Raw genomic sequence first — 16,557 nt, forward strand, 5'->3', positions numbered from 1 at the left:
TCGGTCAAAATCCCCCGGGTATGGTCACTTGAAACTCCCCCACCTGATGATCGCCGTCAGCGCCGCTGAACAGCAGTAGCCGGTCAGGCAGGACGTTTATGTTCGACCCCTTTAGCCAGCAAGGGGCCGGGGAGTTGAACGTCTTGAAGCGACATCTGCAAAGCACCGTACTTACATTACTTGATCGCAACACCAGCCAGCGCGAGATTCACCGGCTGACGGGTGTCGATCGCAAGACGATCCGGCGTTATCAGGCGCTGCGGGCCGGTGCGGAGGCAAATTCCCCCGGGGAAGTGACCACCGGCTCGGTGAGCGCGGACGGCCAAATTCCTCCACCCCGACCACCGGCTTTTGGGACATCGGAAGCGACGGTCACCAGCAGCCTGGCCCGTTCGGCTTGCGAAGCGCATCGGACGTGGATCGAAGAACAGGTCCGGCTGAAGCGGAACGCGCAGGCGATTTACCAGGACCTGGTTGATCAATTTGGCTTTCCGTCCAGCTACCAGAGTGTCAAGCGGTTTGTGCGCCGGTTGCGGCACGCTGATCCTGAGCAGTTTGATCGTCTTGAGTTCCTCCCCGGCGAGGAAGCTCAGGTCGACTATGGCGAGGGCGCGCCGACGGTTGATCCGAAGAGCGGGCGGTACCGTCGTCCCCGCCTGTTCGTGATGACGCTACGCTACTCGCGGCGCAGCTTCCGGCGGGTAGTCTGGAAGTCCAGCCAACAAGTCTGGGCGCAGCTCCACGAAGAGGCGTTCCGGTATTTTGGCGGGGTCCCCAGCTATGTCGTGCTCGACAACCTGAAGGAAGGCGTCCTCAAGCCGGATTTGTACGAGCCCCAGCTCAACCCGATTTACAGCGCGATGCTGGCTCATTACGCCGTGGTCGCCGATCCCGCGCGCGCGGCCGATCCAAATCGGAAAGGATGCGTCGAGAATGCGATTCAACATACCCAGGGCACTGCGCTGGCCGGACGGCGCTTCGAGACGCTGGAGGCGCAAAACGAGTTCTTGAGGCACTGGGAGGAGAACTGGGCTTCCAAACGCATCCACGGCAGCACGCGCCGTCAGGTCGAGGCGATGTTCCAGGAAGAGAAGCCGCACCTGCGGCCGCTGCCTGTCGCTCCCTTCCGCATCTTCACCGAAGTCGTCCGGACTGTCTGCGACGACACCACCGTACGCGTCGACAACAGCTATTACGCCGCGCGGCCCGCGCCGATCGGCAGCCAGGTCGTCGTGCGCATCTACACCACCACGATCGAGATCCGTGATCGCCACACCCGTGCGCTGCTGCGTGTTCATTCCCGGATGGCGCACCCCGGTTCTGTCGTCCTGCCGACCAGCGAACGGCCGTTCAACCCGTCGCGGCAAACCGCCGTGCTGCTGGCGAGCGCCGAGCGCATCGGACCGCAGACCAGGGCCTTGTGCCAGCAGGTGTTCGACACCGAAGGGCGCCCCGGACAGCGCGCGATGTGGGGCATTGTCGGGCTGGGCCGGAAGTATCCGGCGCGGCTGGTCGAGCAGGCCTGCGCGCACGCCATCGACAACCGCATCTACCGCTACAAGCACGTGCGTGCGACCGTCGAGCGGTTGTTCGAACAGGCGATCGAGCAGGTTGGAGTGACGCCACAGCCGGCATCGCCGCTCACCCAGGATCATCCGCTGATCCGTACCCCCGCGGAATACGGCGACCTCTTCAGCCGCGCTGTGCGGCGCGACGCCGACGACAATGGTCGGCAGGCCGAGGCTCACGACGATCACGCCACGGCAATCCGCGCTCGTGTCGCCTGCGCAACCCCGGCCAACTCCGGCGCCACGAGCGCTCCCGCTGCACCTTCTCACCTTAAACTGGAGACCTAGCCACATGATGACCATGCCGGAAATTGAGCGTTGCCTACGACAGCTGCGCCTGTCGGGTGTCCGCGACACGCTGCAGACGCGCGTGCTCCAGGCGCAGGGCGCCAACCAGCCCTTCCTCGAGACCTTCTCCCTTATCCTGCAGGATGAACTGGACCGTCGTCAGTCCCGTCTTATCGAGCGGCGATACCAGCAATCCGGGCTCGACGAAAAGCTGACGCTCGCCGAGTTCGACTGGTCCTTCAATCCCAAACTGCCACGTCAGACCTGCTTCCAGCTCCACACCCTGGCGTTCATTGCCGCTGGCGAGAACGCTCTGCTTGTTGGCAAACCTGGCACCGGGAAGTCGCACATCGCCAAGGCGATTGCCTATCAGGCGATCCTGCAAAGCCACAAGGTCCAGTATCTTGAGACCGACGACTTCTTCCACCGCTACGCCCTGAACTCTCCGGCACAACGCGAGGTCCGGCTGCGAACCATCATCGACTGCGATCTCCTCGTGCTGGACGATCTATTCCTCGCACGCGCCATCCCCGACGACGCCGGCACTTTGCTGCAGACCCTGATCCATCAGCGTTACAAACTGCGCCGCAGCGTCATCGTCACCTCCAATCGCGTCGTGCAGGATTGGGGGGCATACCTTGGGGACAACACTATGAGCACGACGATCCTCGATCGCCTTATGCATCATTGCCATCTGCTTGAGTTCGACGGACGCAGCTATCGGCTCAAAGAAGCCGCTGAAGCTCTTGCCCGGGAAACAAACTCAAACTAACAGTCCCTTGTCCTGCCTCGCGGGTGGAGGAATTTGACTGACCACACCCGGAGGAATTTGAAGTGACCCGCGGGGGCGTAGGTGGATCCAGTGCTCAGCAGGGAAGTCGAAGAAGGCGAGCAGCGCATGGCGATCCTTGATCAGGCACTCCACCGCACGTCCGTATTTGACGTGGTATTTCTCGACGAAGACGTCGATCGCGGTTTCAGCTTCGGCCCGGTGTGGGGCCAGATAGATGTTCCGCAGGTCGTTCTTCATGGGGCCCTGCACGGATTTGGCGACCTTGTCGAGTACGTTGCTCACTTTATGGCACCAGCATCGTTGGTGCCGCGTGCCGGGAAAGGCCTCGTCCAGTGCCTTCCAGAAGCCGAGGGCGCCGTCGCCGATGGCGAGTTGCGGGGCAATCCGTAACCCGCGTTGCCGCAGGTCGATCAGGAGTTCGCGCCAGCTCTGCGCGCTCTCGCGCACGCCGACCTGGAAGCCGATCAGCTCCTTCTTGCCTTCCGGCGTGGTGCCAATCAGCACCAGCATGCATTCGCTGTGATCTTCCATGCGGGCCTGCAGGTACACGCCATCGGCCCAGATGTAGACATAGCGACGCGCCGACAGATCGCGTCTCTGCCAGCGTTCGTACTCGACCTGCCAATCGGCCTTCAGGCCGGCGATCACCGAAGGCGACAGGTTCGGCGCATCCTTGCCGAGCAGCGCCGAGAGCGCCTCCTGGAAGTCGCCGGTCGAGATGCCGCGCAAATAGAGGACCGGGATCAAGGCATCCAGGCTCTTCGTCCGCCGCGCCCATAGCGGCAGGATTGCCGAACTGAAGCGGAGGCGGTCGCCTGGCCCGCTCGCTCCGCGGTCGCGGACCTTGGGACGAGCGACCTCCACCGGACCGATGCCGGTCGCAATCTCGCGCACCGGACCGTGCCCATGTCGGACCAGGCGCGCTCGACCGTCGGGCAGCGTCAGATTGGCCGTGCTGGCCAGAAACGCGCCAACCTCGATCTCGATCGATAGCGGTACGACGACCCCACCTCGTTTAGGTGGACGGGATGAGCGAGACTCGCGCGTGGATTTGACAACGCGAGGGACGCTCGTTCCATTCATCAAGACAGACATCAAGACGGGCATGATGCCGCCTCCTATCAGCGGATCGAGGTGATCACAGGGGAGAGGCGACGGCGCAGTTGGAGCGATGCGGAGAAGGCGCGGATCGTGGCCGAGAGTGCCGATCCGGAGACGAGCATTTCCGAGGTGGCTCGACGCAACGGGGTGAACCGGGGACTGCTCAGTGTGTGGCGGCGCCAGGCGCGGCTCGCGTCGAGCGAAGCGCCGCAGTTCGTGCAAGTCAGGCTCCAGGCCGCCGTCGAGGCGCAGCCGAACGCGATCGATAAGGCGCATGTTCTGACGGATCCGGCCGAGCGGATCGAGGTGATGATCGCGGGCGCGACGGTGCGCGTGCCCGTCGGCGTCGACGCCGCGACGCTGGAGCGCGTGCTGGCGGCGGTGAGATCGACGCGATGATCTCTTTCGGTCCAATGGTCCGTGTGTTCGTCGCGACGCAGCCGATTGACTTTCGTAAAGGCGTTCATGGCCTTGTCGCGCTGGTAGCGGAGGGATTAGGCGGCAAGCCCTACAGCGGTGACGTTTATGTCTTCCGATCGAAGCGATCGGATCGTTTGAAGCTACTGGTTTTTGACGGCTCGGGAATGGTTCTAGCGACGAAGTGGCTGGAGAATGGGGGCTTTGCCTGGCCACCTGTTCGCGAGGGTACGATGCCGGTGACGGGGGCGCAACTGGCGATGCTGATTGAAGGTCTTGCGGAGTGGTCGCGTGTGGTCCCGAAGGTGACGAAGCGGCCGACGAAGGTTGCCTGAAGCGTCTTGTTTTGCTGGCGATTGCGAGTGCGTTCGTGTAGCTCTGCGATATGGCGCTTCGCCCCGAAGATCTCCCCTCTGACCCTGCGGCTCTTGCCGAGATGGTGCTGGCTTTCGAAGGCGAGAACGATGATCTGCGCGCAGAGATCGCCACGTTGAAGAGCCTGATCTTCGGCGCACGATCGGAGCGCGCGGCGATCGTCTGCGCCGAACAGATCGCGTTTGATCTGGAACGGACCGCCGGCTCACAGCTCCCGGCCAATGACGACAAACCGGACGCGCCGCGGCCGGAGCGGCGCAAAGCGAAGCGCAACATCGGCGCGCTGCCGGCGCATCTGCCTCGGGTCGAGCGGGTGATCGAGCCGGCGTCCACGCTGTGCCCGTGCTGCACGGGGCAGATGCATCGGATCGGCGAGGAGAGCAGCGAAGCGCTCGATCGGGTTCCCGCGTGGCTGCGCGTGCTCCGCACGATCCGTCCAAAATACGCCTGCCGCTCCTGTGAGGGCCCGATTGTCCAGGCCCCGGCACCGGCGCGGCTCGTCGAGGGCGGCATGGCAACGACGGCGCTGATCGCGCATATCGCCGCGGCCAAATATGCCTGGCAATCGACGCTCTATCGCCAGACGCAGATCCTGGCGGGTCAGGGTGTCGTCGTCGACCGTCAGACGCTGGCGCGCTGGATGGGGAGCGCGGCGTGGCTGGTCAGGGGCCTCTACGATCTGCAACTGAAGACTATGCACGGCTTCGAGCGGCTGTTCTGCGACGAGACGCCGATGCCAGTGCTCGATCCGGGACGCGGCCGCACGAGGATCTGCCAGTTCTGGGCGCACGCGACGGACGATCGGGCGTGGAAGGGGCCGGCGCCGCCGGCGGTCGCCTACGTGTTCGCAGGTGGTCGCGGCAAAAAGGAGATCGTGGCGCAGTTAGCCGGCTTCGAAGGCGTGCTGCAAGTCGACGGCTATGCCGCCTACGCCTCGCTGGCGGGCGATGCGATGATGTCGGGCCAGATCCAGCTGGCGTATTGTCTCGTTCACGCGCGCCGCAACTTCGTGAGGGTGCACAAGACGACGAACTCACCCTTCGCCGCGGAGGTCATCGAGCGCATTGCGGCCGTCTACGCGATCGAGGAGAGGATCCGCGGTCTCGATGCTGGGGAACGCCGCGCGACGCGACAGGCCGAGACGAAGCCGCTGATGGAGGCGTTGAGGGCCCGTCTGATCGCGGTGAAGGACGGGATCTCCCGCCGCTCGACGCTCATCAAGGCGATCGACTACATGCTCGAACGCTGGCAGGGCCTGACGACGTTCCTGGATGACGGGCGGCTCGAGCCGGACACCAACACGGTCGAACGATCGATCAGGCCAATTGCGATCGGAAAAAAGAACTCGTTGTTCAGTGGTGACGAAGGCGGGGGCGAGACCTGGGCGATACTCGCTTCGCTTCTTAACACAGCGAAATTGAATGGCCTCGACCCCGAGGCGTATCTCGTCGACGTTCTCGATCGCATGGTGAGCGGCGCCACGAAGACCAACCAGCTTCACGAACTTCTGGCCTGGAACTGGAAGGCCGCACGCGAAGCCGAAAAGCGGGCCGTGGCATGACGAAGCCGAAGCAAGGGCGGGGAACGCGAAAAGCACGCAAGACGACGATGGCGGACTATGCCATGTCGTTCGAACGGCTCGGGCAATGGATCAGCAAGCGCGCCAGGTCGCCGACGCTTCGGCATCCGCGGGCGACGTCGCTCTCCATGCTCGATGGCGCGGTGGCCGCGGTCGTCGCCGGGCCGGTCTCGATGGCGTCCGAGGAATGGGTGTGCCCGCTCCTCGGCGTAGATCCCGACGCCTTCAATCACGACACCGAGGAGTTCTCGGCAATCGCCGCCACGCTGATGCGCCACAACGCTATCAGCGAGACGCTGTCGACGAGACCGGAGAGCTTCGAGCCGCTGTTCGTGCGATCACCGGACGGCGAAGTCGACCCGCAGCCCTGGTGCATGGGCTTCTACGCCGTCATGAAGCTTCGGCTTCTCGTCTGGTCGCGGCTTCTCCCCCCGAATGGAACCGAACACCTTATGCTGCGGCCGATCTTGGTCCATTGCATCGACGACGCCGGTCGACCCTTGCTACCCCCGGCCCGGCGCACGCTGGGAACGCAGCCCATCATCCAAAACGCCTGGCGCAACATTCCAGCAACCGTCGAGGCCCTCCGGCAGTTCTGGATGCCTATACGCTTCAAGCGCGGTGCGTAGGCCGTCCGCACCAAGTCCGTGGCTCCGTGGGCCTCTCGTACCGTTTACTCTCGATCGCCCTGGCAAGCAGGTCCCGCGCGCCGGCACGAACGATATCGGTCAGTGGATCATCAACCGCGGACGGCTGACGGAAAGCAAGAACATTGGTAGTCTCGGTCATGGCGTATCGCTCTCCTCGAGAGGTTCTGGCAGGCTCGTCACCCGCCTCGATACGCCGCCTTCCTCACACCGTCATCACCCAGATTCCGCCATAGCTCATCCTTCTTCATGCTGGCCTGTACCGACACTGCGACTTTGTTCAAGATATTCGCGGTTTTGTGCACCCAGCACCGCTGATGTCGCGTGGCGGGAAAGACCTCGTCGAGCGCCTTCCAGAAGCCGAGCGCGCCGTCACCGACGGCGATTTCCGGGGCGATCTTCAGCCCTCGGGTTTTCGCCTCGACGAGCAGTTCGTGCCAGCTCTGCGTGCTCTCGCGCACGCCGACCTGGAAGCCGATGAGTTCCTTCTTGCCTTCCGGCGTCGCGCCGATCAGCACCAGCATGCATTCGCTGTGGTCTTCCATGCGAGCCTGCAGGAAGACGCCGTCCGCCCACACGTATACGTACCGGCGCGCCGACAGATCGCGCTTCTGCCAACGCTCGTACTCGAGCTGCCACTCCGTCGTCAGTCTGGAAACCACCGCCGGAGAAAGATTCGGCGCATCCTTGCCCAAGAGCGCCGCCAGCGCCTCCTGGAAGTCGCCCGTCGAGATGCCTCGCAGGTACAGAACCGGCAAAAGTGCATCCAAGCTCTTCGTGCGCCGTGCCCACAACGGCAGGATCGCCGAGGTGAAGCGGATCCGCTCGCCATCGCTGGTCACCGCGCGATCGCGAATCTTTACCCGGGCGACTTCGACGGCGCCGATCCCCGTCTGGATCGTCCGCACTGGACCATGGCCGTGTCGCACGAGGCGGTCGCGGCCATCGGGAAGCTTCAAGCCCTTCATCGCGGCGAGAAACGCCTCGGCTTCCATCTCGACAGCCTGCGCAAGCAGCTGCCGAGCTCCAGATCGCAAAATATTCGTCAGTGGATCGTCGATCTCATCGGGCTGACGCAGTGGGACAATGTTGCTATGCTCGTTCATGGCGTATCGCTCTCCTTGAGGTTCTGGCAGGCTCGACACCCGCCTCGATACGCCGCCTATCTCATTCCGTCATCACCCAGTTTCCCGCATAGCTCCGCTCTCAAGCATGGCGGGTCATCAGCGGCTCAGCCGCCTGCCCGGGCATTCCCTATGCTTCCTAGCCCGGATAGCAGGAGAACCAATCAACCGGCTCCGATGAAGGCGGTGAGATTGCTCGCCTGCGCTATCAACGAACTGGATGCATCCCATCAACACTTTCTATTTTACTAATTGAAGCCAAACACCGCATAAGTCGATCGCCGGCTTACGGAAGGCAGTGTTCACGAATGTCGCGTGATAATGGATCACTTGGTCGCAGAGCAAATCACGTGCTTCTTGGCTGCTTCGAGCAATGTTTGACGGCAAGACACGTGGGGGCACGAATGCAGTGCGGTGACCAGTCGCAGTTGGCGCGCAATCTACACGACGTTGCCTGCCCCTTTGGGCATGATACTTGATTGCTCTAAGAAGACAGCTATCACGCACACTCGGCGATGGTAAATGCCTCCGCAGCGTAGAACTCGGGCAGGTGAGTTGGCCTTCGCAGGGGTGCGGGCTGGACCTTTCGCTCTGACCAGGCGGGTCGCCTCAACAGTCCGGCGCTGTTGCCGCGGCTCCAAGCAGAGCAGTACAATCAGCTGTGTGGCCCCGAACAGAGTCACCGCTGTTGCCGAACGCACTGGGCGGCTCGAGAATCCATTCAAATCCCGCGCCATCGGCAACGCTTTTCGTTTTTCCCTAGACGCTCATTGCACTTTTGCAATCCTTTCGCGGCACATATGTGCCCCCTCTTCCAGGGGACCGGAAGCGCCTCCTGTGCAGCAGTCATTTGTCCAGCGAAGCGTCCGCCGTTTGGCGAACGGGAAACGATACCTCTACTCCGCCTGTCTTGCATTTCACCACTTTGGAGAAATACCGTGGAACTTGACCCTTCCAATTCACGCATACAAAACCTCGAGGATCGCGTCGACCTGCAACTCGACATCGTGGCTGGGCTCATGCGCGAAGAAGGCAACGAGCTGGAAGCGATCCGATTACTTAATGCCCTCATAGGCCAAATGATCACCGCGGAACTGGAGCTCGGCCAGCTTGGCGATACAAGAACCGGCCACGGACGAATGCGATTGTCGCAAGACCGTGGCGTTTACCACCCCGAGGACCTTCAGATTCTGGGACGCCTTTTTGATCAGACTGTGGCGGCATTACCGGCCGCGCTGCGGACTTCCGCCAATCGATTGACGATCGCCAAGCTCATTCTTTCACGTGCGGCAGCGGACTGAGATTTCATTTGCGCTTTTTGGAGATTGATGGCGTTGAGCGGACGTTTATGGCTGGGCTGACAGTTACACTTAGGCCGCACACACCAGGGATCGACATTTGCTGTTTATGGGCTCACCGTCCGTAAGCGCGCCGCTTCCGCTGGCCTTTCATATGGCAACAGTTCGCCACCACTTTCGAAATCAGGCTTGCTCTATCTCACGCCGCCGGCGACGCATTCGATCTAGCTGGGCCTTGCTGTCCCTCGACGCCTTTCACGAGCTGCAAGTATGCAAAGCTCGGAAGCGCGCCGCCGATCCCACGCTGCGCCGGCTTTCCTACGCAACTCCGTATTGAACCCACACCGACGGCGCCCGGCCCTTCTTTGCCAAACGACTAAGAATCCGCCGTGGGGAAAGTGCAATTGCCCTTGCATCTCGTTCCCTCTCTTAGGCGCCTGACCGGTAACAAACACCACGGCCGGAGCAGAAAGCCACGCGCAGGTGAATATCACACGGCAATAGGCGTCGAGACTTGTCGCAAAGCAGACAAGTCTCATCCGGAACAGGCTACATCACCCCAAATCCGACGTCACAAGCGCCATTGCGGTTTGAACGCTTCTTGAGAGTGGGAAAAGAGTAGGCGGCCTTTTTCATCATGCTGGGCTTTAACCGCAACCCGTGGGGGCCGATCTTCCGAATGAAGGAAGAAAAGCCACAATTTGGTGACCTGCGGATTTCACGGATCGTGAGCATCGATTTCGCGCGATCGTGAGCACTGAATTCAGACGATCGTGAGCAGCCCGCTACGGCCGATGGGAGATAGAGTCAGTGTTCTGGTTGGCCGTCAAGGGTGATGGTTTTGGCGCTGCGTTTTCGCATGCTTTCTCCGGTGAGCTGGAGGCGGTGGGCGTTGTGGACGAGGCGATCGAGAATGGCGTCGGCGACCGTGGGGTCCCCAATGGCTCCATGCCAGGTGTCCACGGGGAGCTGACTTGTGACGATGGTGGATGCGCGGCCATGGCGGTCCTCGAGGATTTCGAGCAGATCGCGGCGTTCCGCGGCGGTGAGCACCGATAGTCCCCAATCATCCAAAATCAGAAGCTGAGCGCGGCCGAGGCTTTTGAGGAGCCGGGCGTAACGTCCGTCTCCGCGCGCGAGCGCGAGCGCCTCGAACAGCCTTGGAACGCGATGATAGAGGACTGATCGGTTGTCGCGGCAGGCCTTGTGGCCGAGCGCGCAGGCTAACCAACTTTTGCCCAGGCCGGTTGCCCCGGTGACGAGCAAATTCTCGTGGCGATCGATCCAGCGACCTTCGACGAGTTTGGCGAAAACGGCGCGGTCGATGCCCCGCGGGGTGCGCAGATCGACGTCCTCGACGCAAGCAGTCTGGCGCAGTGCGGCGATCTTGAGGCGCGTGGTGAGCCGCCTGGTGTCGCGTTCGGCGGCTTCGCGGTCGACCAACAGGCCGATGCGATCTTCGAACGGCAGGGCTTCGAGATCGGGCGATCGGCGCTGCTCCTCGAAGGCCTTGGCCATTCCGGTCAGGCCAAGCTCGATCAGCCGTTCGTGGGTTGGGTGGTTAAGCATGCCGGGTCTCTCCTTGCTTCAGTGGAAGTAGTCGCGTCCGCGGATGTTGCCGTGGCGCAGGGGCTGGTGCTCGAAAGATTCGTCGAAGAACGTGCGATCGAGGCCGTTCTGGAGGATCGATCTAATCGAGGCGACGGAGCGCGCCTTGATGAGGATGCCCCTCTGGCAGGCTGCGTCGAGGCGTTCGGCGCCGTAGCTTTTGACGAGCGCCAGAATGCCAAGGCAGGTTCGAAAGCCTTGTTCTGGATGGGGGCGGGCGTCGATCACGGCCTGGAAAAACGCTGCTGTCGAAGGACCGATCCGCTCGCCGGCGGCGATCACCGCGGCGGGGGTCCATTTGCCGTAGCGGCGATGGGCGCTGGGCATGTGGTCGGCGATGGTGGTGTGTCCGCGTCGGTTGGGCGCGCGGGCATGGCTGGCGATCCGCTGGCCCTTGTGGAAGATCTCGACCGTCCGATCGTCGATACGGGCATCGACCAGCTCGCCAATCAGACGATACGGCGCGGAGTACCAATGGCCGTCGACCTCGACATGATAATCGGGAGCGAGGCGGCAGCGCTTCCAGCGTGCGAAGGCATAAGGCTGATCTGGCAGCGGGGTTAGCTTGGGTTTGTCGAGTTCGGCAAACAGTTCGGCGCGGCTTGAGCCGAAGCCACGCATTTGACGAGCATTGAGTTCGTCGACGAGTGTCTTGATGGCGGCGTTGAGCTCGGCCCGGGAAAAGAAGCGCTGATTGCGCAGCCGGGCCAGAATCCAGCGCTGGGCGATTTGCACCGCGACCTCGACCTTCGCCTTGTCTTTTGGGCGCCGCGGCCGTGCGGCGAGAATGGCCGTGCCGTAATGGCTCGCCATCTCGGCATAAGTGCGATTGAGGCCGGGATCGTAGCGGTCGGGGTTGCTGACGGCGGCTTTGAGGTTGTCGCAGACCACGAACGTCGGCGTTCCGCTCAAAAACGTGAACAAGTTGACGTGGGCCCGGATCCAGTCGGCCAAGCTCTCGCTGGGGCAGGCCTCGGCGTAGGTGTAGTTCGAAGCGCCCATCGCCGCGACGAACAGCTTCATCGGCTGCACTTCCCCGGTCAGGGGATCGACGATGTCGATGGTGTCGCCGGCGAAATCCACGAACACCTTCTCGCCGGAGGGTGTCAGTAACTCGGTGTAAGATGGTTTCTGTGAGTTTACCTTTGACAGGAGACTCACATGGCTACGGATTTTTCACCTGAGATTTTGGACCAGCTTCTTGCCGGGGGCAGCCTCAAGCCAGAAGACTTAGCCGGCGAAGACGGGCTTTTCAGACGACTGAAGAAGGCGCTTCTGGAGCGCGCACTGGGTGCGGAGCTGACCCACCACCTTGGCTATGAGAAGGGCGACCCGGCGGGCCGCGGGTCGGGCAACAGCCGCAACGGCACAAGCAGCAAAGCGCTGTTGACGGACGACGGCGAGATCGAGATCGAGGTGCCGCGCGACCGCGCCGGCACGTTCGAACCGGTGATCGTCGCGAAGGGCCAGACCCGCTTCGACGGCTTCGACGAGAAGATCATCAGTCTCTACGGGCGGGGCATGACGGTACGGGAGATCCAGGGCCATCTGGCCGAGCTCTACGGCACCGAGGTGTCCCCCGATCTGATCAGCAAGGTCACCGACGCGATTCTCGACGAGGTCCGCGAATGGCAGAGCCGGCCGCTGGAAGCGATCTATCCGGTGGTCTTCTTCGACGCGCTCAGGGTCAAGATTCGCGATGAGGGGATGGTCAAGAACAAGGCAGTCTACGTCGTGCTGGGCATCACTGCATCGGGCGAGAAAGACGTGCTCGGGCTTTGGATCGAGCAAACCGAAGGCGCCAAATTCTGGCTCAAGGTCATGAACGATCTGAGGAACCGCGGCGTCGCCGACATCCTGATCGCCGTCGTCGACGGTCTGAAGGGCTTTCCCGAGGCGATCAACAGCGTCTTTCCCAAGGCGATGGTCCAGACCTGCATCGTGCATTTGATCCGCAACAGCCTATCCTTCGTGTCCTGGAAGGATCGCAAGGCGATCCTTCCCTCGATCAAGGCGATCTATCATGCCGAGAATGCCGACGCCGCTCTGCTCAGGCTCGAGGACTTCGAAGCCGAGTGGGGCAAGCGCTATCCCGCGATCGGGGCGGCCTGGCGCCGGGCGTGGGAGCACGTCATTCCGTTCTTCGCCTTCGCGCCGGAGATACGCAAAATGATCTATACCACCAACGCGGTCGAGGCGCTGAACCGTTCGCTGCGCAAGATCATCAAAACACGCGGCAGCTTCCCCAACGACGAGGCGGCGATGAAGCTGCTTTACCTCGCCATCAGAAATGCCGGCATCCATTGGCGACGACCGGTTGCATGGACGGCCGCAATGGGCCAGTTTGCCATCCAGTTCGGCGAGCGCTTTGCAGGCTCAGCGGACTGACCCCATGGGGTCAGTCCGCTGACCCCGCAAACCCCTCACAGAGACGCTCTTACACAAAACTTCTGACACTCCCTCTCGCCGCCCAGATGAATCTGCCGCATCGAAGGTCGGACCCGCCCCTTCCAGGCCTCGTAGGTAGTGCAGAACCACGTGTACCCGAAACCGTCGGGATTAACGGCGCGATACTCCTCCCAGAGCAGGCGACGGGTTACGTTGCGCCGGCGGAGCTCTTTATCGATGTAGCTCCAGTCGGGCACCGGCCGCTGCGGGCTCTGAGACGCTGGTCGTGGGGCCGGGAAAAGCAAAAGCTCCAGGTCTTCATCGGTCATTCCCTCCGGAAGCGGCCAGCTCAACCCAGCAGAGCGGGCGCGGCTCAGGTAGCTGTGCACAACGCCGTTGCTGACGCCCACGCTCCGCGCGATGGCCCGCTCTGGCAGGCCTTGAAAATGTTTTAACCGAAGGACTTCCTTGATCCGGCGCATCGACAATCTCTGGGTAGGCATTGGACTTCCTCGTTAACCACGAGGTCATCCCTAAGCCGGTTGAGTTGTCGGCCGAAGCGCTGCAAGGCTCCGAAAGCCTTGCTCACGATCCCGCGATCGTTGCTCACGATCGTCTGAAATCTCTGCTCACGATCCCCTGAAATCCGCGCTCACGATCCCGCGAAACGCGCAGTGACCGACCAAGAGGCCCACGACGGCAATGAAGGGCACGACAACTCGTACTCGCTTCACTCTTTTCAGAATTTCTTCGAATTGCGCGGGCATTACGGCGTTCGGTCATCGCAACTTCAACAAGCATCTATATCCTCTCCTGAAGTCCCGGGAGTAGCGTGGAAGAGGTTGAAGAGCAGATGTCTTTCGTGCTGAGACACGCAACACAATCCGGTTGCTTTTGAGAAGGTACTTCCTTGTATCAGGATGTCGAGGAGCGTTAGAGATGGATCAGATCTTTTCCGAGCAGGTGCAGGTGCCAGATGCCGTTGTGAGCGTCGCATTTGACAAGGCTTGGAGCTTTGTCGAGAAGGATCCGCTGCTGGCACATAATCTGAAGGCCGTCCTTCATAGCCGATTGCGCACTTACCTCGAGTGCTCGATAAGAAACGGCGAACGGAATGCTTTGAATCTGGCCAACGAGGCGATACGCAACTTGCGGGCTGAACTGGCACCGTCGACCGGGCAATGACTCGCTTGTGCCTATTGCGGCGAGAGCATCCGGCGCCGTTAAGGCATTTAGGGCGCCTCATACGGTGGAAAATTCGGGCCAGTGCGTGGTCGAGCAGACTTTTCTCTAATCATGTGCGGCCCCGCTGAAACGAGAGCGCTCGAGAAAGCTGTTGCCTCTGCAGCTCCTCTGGCGGCCGAGACCAGGAAGCTGAACACCAGGCCCAGACGGCGGCGAGACGGGGCGGCCGCGCTGGTATTCGCTCGCGCCAGGAAACCGACCACGGTGACCTTGAGCTCGGCACGATCTTGCGCAACTTCAAGCAAGAGCACTGTCTAGCACGCAGTGGGCTTCCCGACCCATCAATCAAGGTCGAAGTTGACGGACCATCGAGCTAGCCCGTCTTATTCGTAAGAGTGCGCCTGAGGGCTGGCGAGCGTGGTGTAAAGCGCTGATGCGGCGTAGGATTCGGTTGCGAAGCCACCCCATCACCTTCAACCGCGAACGCCACGCCCGCCATGACCGACGATACGATTCCGCCCTTCTCGTTTCCAGCCGTTCACGCCAAGAAAGTCACAGCTGCCTTCGATGGCGGTCGCCTGACCTCGAACGGGGGCGTGATGCTTCTGGCGATGGCCGAGCGGCGTCTCGGCTTGGCCGACAATCTGGCCCGGGTGTTCCCGGATCGGCGCGATCCGACGCGGGTCGTGCACAGCCTTGTCGATATGTTCCGCGCGCGCATGTTCGCGATCTGCTGCGGCTACGAGGACGCCGACGACCTCGATCATCTGCGGTCCGATCCCGCATTCAAGCTGGCCTGCGGACGGCTGCCGGACACGGGCCGCGATCTGTGTTCCCAACCGACGCTGTCGCGGCTGGAGAATGCTCCGCGCCTGCGCGACGTGATCCGACTGACCTACATTTTGGTCGACGCATGGATGGATAGCTACCCGCGCGAGCCGGCATCCGTCACGCTCGACATCGATGATACCTGCGATGTCGTCCACGGCCATCAGCAGCTCTCGCTGTTCAACGCTCATTATGACGAACGCTGCTTCCTGCCGATCCACGTCTACGACACGGAGAAGAGCCGTCCCGTGGCGGTCGTGCTGAGGCCCGGCAAGACGCCGGGCGGCGTCGAGGTGCGTGCCCTTCTGCGCCGCCTGGTACGGCATATCCGCACGCGGTGGCACAACACGCGAATTACGTTCCGTGGCGACGGGCACTATGCCCGGCCGGAGGCCATGGCGTGGTGCGAGACCAACGGCATCGACTACATCTTCGGTCTGTCCGGCACCAAGCCTCTCGCCAGAAAAGTCGACGAGGTCGCCGACGACATCCGCACCCGACGCGCCATCGAGAACCTGCCGGTTCTGCGTGGCTATACCGAGACGCGCCACAAGGCAAAGTCCTGGGATCGCGAACGGCGCACCGTCGCCCGTATTGAGGCGACGATGCTCGGCCTCGACATCCGTTTCGTCGTCACCAGCCTCGATGTCGGCTCGGCCGAGTGGATCTACGACAGCCTGTATTGCGCGCGCGGCCAAGCCGAGAATCTGATCAAGCTGCATAAGACGCAGCTCGCCTCCGACCGCACCAGCTGCCGTTCGGCGCTCGCCAACCAGGTCCGTCTCGTGCTCCATACGGCCGCTTATTGGCTGATGCTGACCGTGCGCGACGCCATTCCCAAAGTCCGGGAATTGGCCGCTGCCGAGTTCGCGACGCTGCGTCTTCGGCTCTTGAAAATCGCCGCCCGTGTCGTCGAGACCACGAGCCGCATTCGCCTTGCGTTTGCCGCGGCATGTCCCGAAGCCGACCTGATCTGCGGCTTGCCCGGCGCGCTGCTGCCGCTCGGTCCTTGACCGGCGGGGCGTCCGCCCCCGTTCGCCCAACCCATCCCTCAAGCGCGTTGCAAAGTACCGGTCGTCAGGCGGCGAAAAGCCGAAGGCAATCCTGTGCGCCTCGTCAGACAAGATGTGCGGCCGCATCAATCGGGCCCAAAAGCCGCACTCTCACGAATAGGACGGGCTAGACTTGTGGTCGTTCCAGAGCCAAAGCGATCGAGCCTGCAATCGATCGGCATCGCGTTGCTCGCGATTGCAAGCGATAGCACGTCCGTGTTGCCGGAAGAATGACCTTAAGCGCCTGAGGCGTGCCATCGATCCAGTACTGTAAGTGCGGCTGGGCGTTGCCGCAGCTTAGCGACG

Annotated in this window: 13 protein-coding genes and 3 pseudogenes; 10 read left to right on the forward strand and 6 right to left on the reverse strand. The window is 62.2% G+C overall.

The genetic code is table 11. The features are described 5' to 3' along the window. The first annotated feature begins 98 nt into the window (after nt 1-98). On the forward strand, nt 99-1,856 hold the full coding sequence (gene istA / locus ABIF91_RS09680; protein WP_424579116.1) for an IS21-like element IS1631 family transposase: 1,758 nt from the start codon (nt 99-101) through the stop codon (nt 1,854-1,856). 4 nt (nt 1,857-1,860) lie between these two features. Further along, nucleotides 1,861-2,628 (forward strand): IS21-like element IS1631 family helper ATPase IstB, encoded by a 768-nt coding sequence (gene istB / locus ABIF91_RS09685; RefSeq protein ID WP_038952109.1) that lies wholly within the window; start codon nt 1,861-1,863, stop codon nt 2,626-2,628. 57 nt (nt 2,629-2,685) lie between these two features. Here istB (ABIF91_RS09685) and ABIF91_RS09690 read toward each other — a convergent pair. Continuing rightward, nucleotides 2,686-3,627, reverse strand: a pseudogene (locus ABIF91_RS09690) (IS256 family transposase); the annotation flags it as partial. Nucleotides 3,628-3,783: 156 nt separating this feature from the next. Between ABIF91_RS09690 and tnpA the strand changes: the two are divergent. Genes tnpA through ABIF91_RS09710 form a run of 4 tightly spaced genes read left to right on the forward strand, consistent with a single transcriptional unit; the run spans nt 3,784 to nt 6,750 of the window. Further along, complete coding sequence (tnpA, locus tag ABIF91_RS09695) at nt 3,784-4,149, forward strand: IS66-like element accessory protein TnpA (RefSeq protein WP_424579117.1); 366 nt, start codon at nt 3,784-3,786, stop codon at nt 4,147-4,149. Beyond that, nucleotides 4,146-4,502: an IS66 family insertion sequence element accessory protein TnpB gene (tnpB, locus tag ABIF91_RS09700; protein ID WP_018273742.1), complete on the forward strand. Its 357-nt coding sequence runs from the start codon at nt 4,146-4,148 to the stop codon at nt 4,500-4,502. Before tnpA ends, tnpB begins: the two co-directional genes overlap by 4 nt. Nucleotides 4,503-4,552: 50 nt before the next feature. After that, entirely contained in the window at nt 4,553-6,103 is a 1,551-nt protein-coding gene (gene tnpC / locus ABIF91_RS09705) for an IS66 family transposase (protein WP_035681142.1), read from the forward strand. Next, nucleotides 6,100-6,750: a UPF0149 family protein gene (locus ABIF91_RS09710; protein WP_063712394.1), complete on the forward strand. Its 651-nt coding sequence runs from the start codon at nt 6,100-6,102 to the stop codon at nt 6,748-6,750. Before tnpC ends, ABIF91_RS09710 begins: the two co-directional genes overlap by 4 nt. Here ABIF91_RS09710 and ABIF91_RS09715 read toward each other — a convergent pair. Then, nucleotides 6,734-6,910, reverse strand: coding sequence for a hypothetical protein (locus ABIF91_RS09715; RefSeq protein ID WP_424579380.1), 177 nt, complete (start codon nt 6,908-6,910; stop codon nt 6,734-6,736). The two genes, ABIF91_RS09710 and ABIF91_RS09715, sit on opposite strands and share 17 nt — an antisense overlap. Nucleotides 6,911-7,007: 97 nt before the next feature. Then, nucleotides 7,008-7,874: pseudogene (locus tag ABIF91_RS09720) on the reverse strand (IS256 family transposase); the annotation flags it as partial. 956 nt (nt 7,875-8,830) lie between these two features. Here ABIF91_RS09720 and ABIF91_RS09725 point away from each other — a divergent pair. After that, nucleotides 8,831-9,193 carry a hypothetical protein gene (locus tag ABIF91_RS09725; protein WP_014497821.1) on the forward strand — a complete coding sequence of 121 codons (363 nt, stop codon included), beginning with the start codon at nt 8,831-8,833 and terminating at the stop codon, nt 9,191-9,193. An 804-nt stretch (nt 9,194-9,997) separates the two neighbouring features. Here the strand turns inward: ABIF91_RS09725 and istB (ABIF91_RS09730) are convergent. Both istB (ABIF91_RS09730) and istA (ABIF91_RS09735) read right to left on the reverse strand, forming a co-directional pair. Further along, a complete protein-coding gene (gene istB / locus ABIF91_RS09730; protein WP_011090937.1) occupies nt 9,998-10,759 on the reverse strand; it encodes an IS21-like element ISFK1 family helper ATPase IstB in 762 nt (253 codons plus the stop codon). Between the two features lie 18 nt (nt 10,760-10,777). Further along, the gene (gene istA, locus ABIF91_RS09735) at nt 10,778-11,950 is read right to left on the reverse strand and encodes an IS21 family transposase (RefSeq protein WP_424579354.1); all 1,173 of its coding nucleotides are present in this window, start codon (nt 11,948-11,950) and stop codon (nt 10,778-10,780) included. A 9-nt stretch (nt 11,951-11,959) separates the two neighbouring features. Between istA (ABIF91_RS09735) and ABIF91_RS09740 the strand changes: the two genes are divergently transcribed. Then, nucleotides 11,960-13,186, forward strand: a complete 1,227-nt coding sequence (locus tag ABIF91_RS09740; protein ID WP_038960272.1) for an IS256 family transposase — start codon at nt 11,960-11,962, stop codon at nt 13,184-13,186. Between the two features lie 71 nt (nt 13,187-13,257). On the opposite strand, the pseudogene ABIF91_RS09745 reads toward ABIF91_RS09740, so the two are convergent. After that, nucleotides 13,258-13,689, reverse strand: a pseudogene (locus ABIF91_RS09745) (sigma factor-like helix-turn-helix DNA-binding protein); the annotation flags it as partial. A 436-nt stretch (nt 13,690-14,125) separates the two neighbouring features. Here ABIF91_RS09745 and ABIF91_RS09750 point away from each other — a divergent pair. Then, nucleotides 14,126-14,371 (forward strand): hypothetical protein, encoded by a 246-nt coding sequence (locus ABIF91_RS09750; protein ID WP_011084811.1) that lies wholly within the window; start codon nt 14,126-14,128, stop codon nt 14,369-14,371. A 497-nt stretch (nt 14,372-14,868) separates the two neighbouring features. Beyond that, a complete protein-coding gene (locus tag ABIF91_RS09755; protein WP_424578699.1) occupies nt 14,869-16,212 on the forward strand; it encodes an IS1380-like element ISBdi2 family transposase in 1,344 nt (447 codons plus the stop codon). Nucleotides 16,213-16,557 lie beyond the last annotated feature (345 nt).

Source organism: Bradyrhizobium sp. USDA 241, assembly GCF_049739505.1.
GTDB classification, from domain to species: Bacteria; Pseudomonadota; Alphaproteobacteria; order Rhizobiales; family Xanthobacteraceae; genus Bradyrhizobium; species Bradyrhizobium liaoningense.

Excerpts from the sequence above, each read along its gene's own strand:
- istA (WP_424579116.1), top strand. The coding sequence starts at position 99 with ATGTTCGACCCCTTTAGCCAGCAAGGGGCCGGGGAGTTGAACGTCTTG.
- istB (WP_038952109.1), top strand. The coding sequence starts at position 1,861 with ATGATGACCATGCCGGAAATTGAGCGTTGCCTACGACAGCTGCGCCTG.
- tnpB (WP_018273742.1), top strand. The coding sequence starts at position 4,146 with ATGATCTCTTTCGGTCCAATGGTCCGTGTGTTCGTCGCGACGCAGCCG.
- tnpC (WP_035681142.1), top strand. The coding sequence starts at position 4,553 with ATGGCGCTTCGCCCCGAAGATCTCCCCTCTGACCCTGCGGCTCTTGCC.
- ABIF91_RS09710 (WP_063712394.1), top strand. The coding sequence starts at position 6,100 with ATGACGAAGCCGAAGCAAGGGCGGGGAACGCGAAAAGCACGCAAGACG.
- ABIF91_RS09715 (WP_424579380.1), bottom strand. The coding sequence starts at position 6,910 with ATGACCGAGACTACCAATGTTCTTGCTTTCCGTCAGCCGTCCGCGGTT.
- istB (WP_011090937.1), bottom strand. The coding sequence starts at position 10,759 with ATGCTTAACCACCCAACCCACGAACGGCTGATCGAGCTTGGCCTGACC.
- ABIF91_RS09740 (WP_038960272.1), top strand. The coding sequence starts at position 11,960 with ATGGCTACGGATTTTTCACCTGAGATTTTGGACCAGCTTCTTGCCGGG.
- ABIF91_RS09750 (WP_011084811.1), top strand. The coding sequence starts at position 14,126 with ATGGATCAGATCTTTTCCGAGCAGGTGCAGGTGCCAGATGCCGTTGTG.
- ABIF91_RS09755 (WP_424578699.1), top strand. The coding sequence starts at position 14,869 with ATGACCGACGATACGATTCCGCCCTTCTCGTTTCCAGCCGTTCACGCC.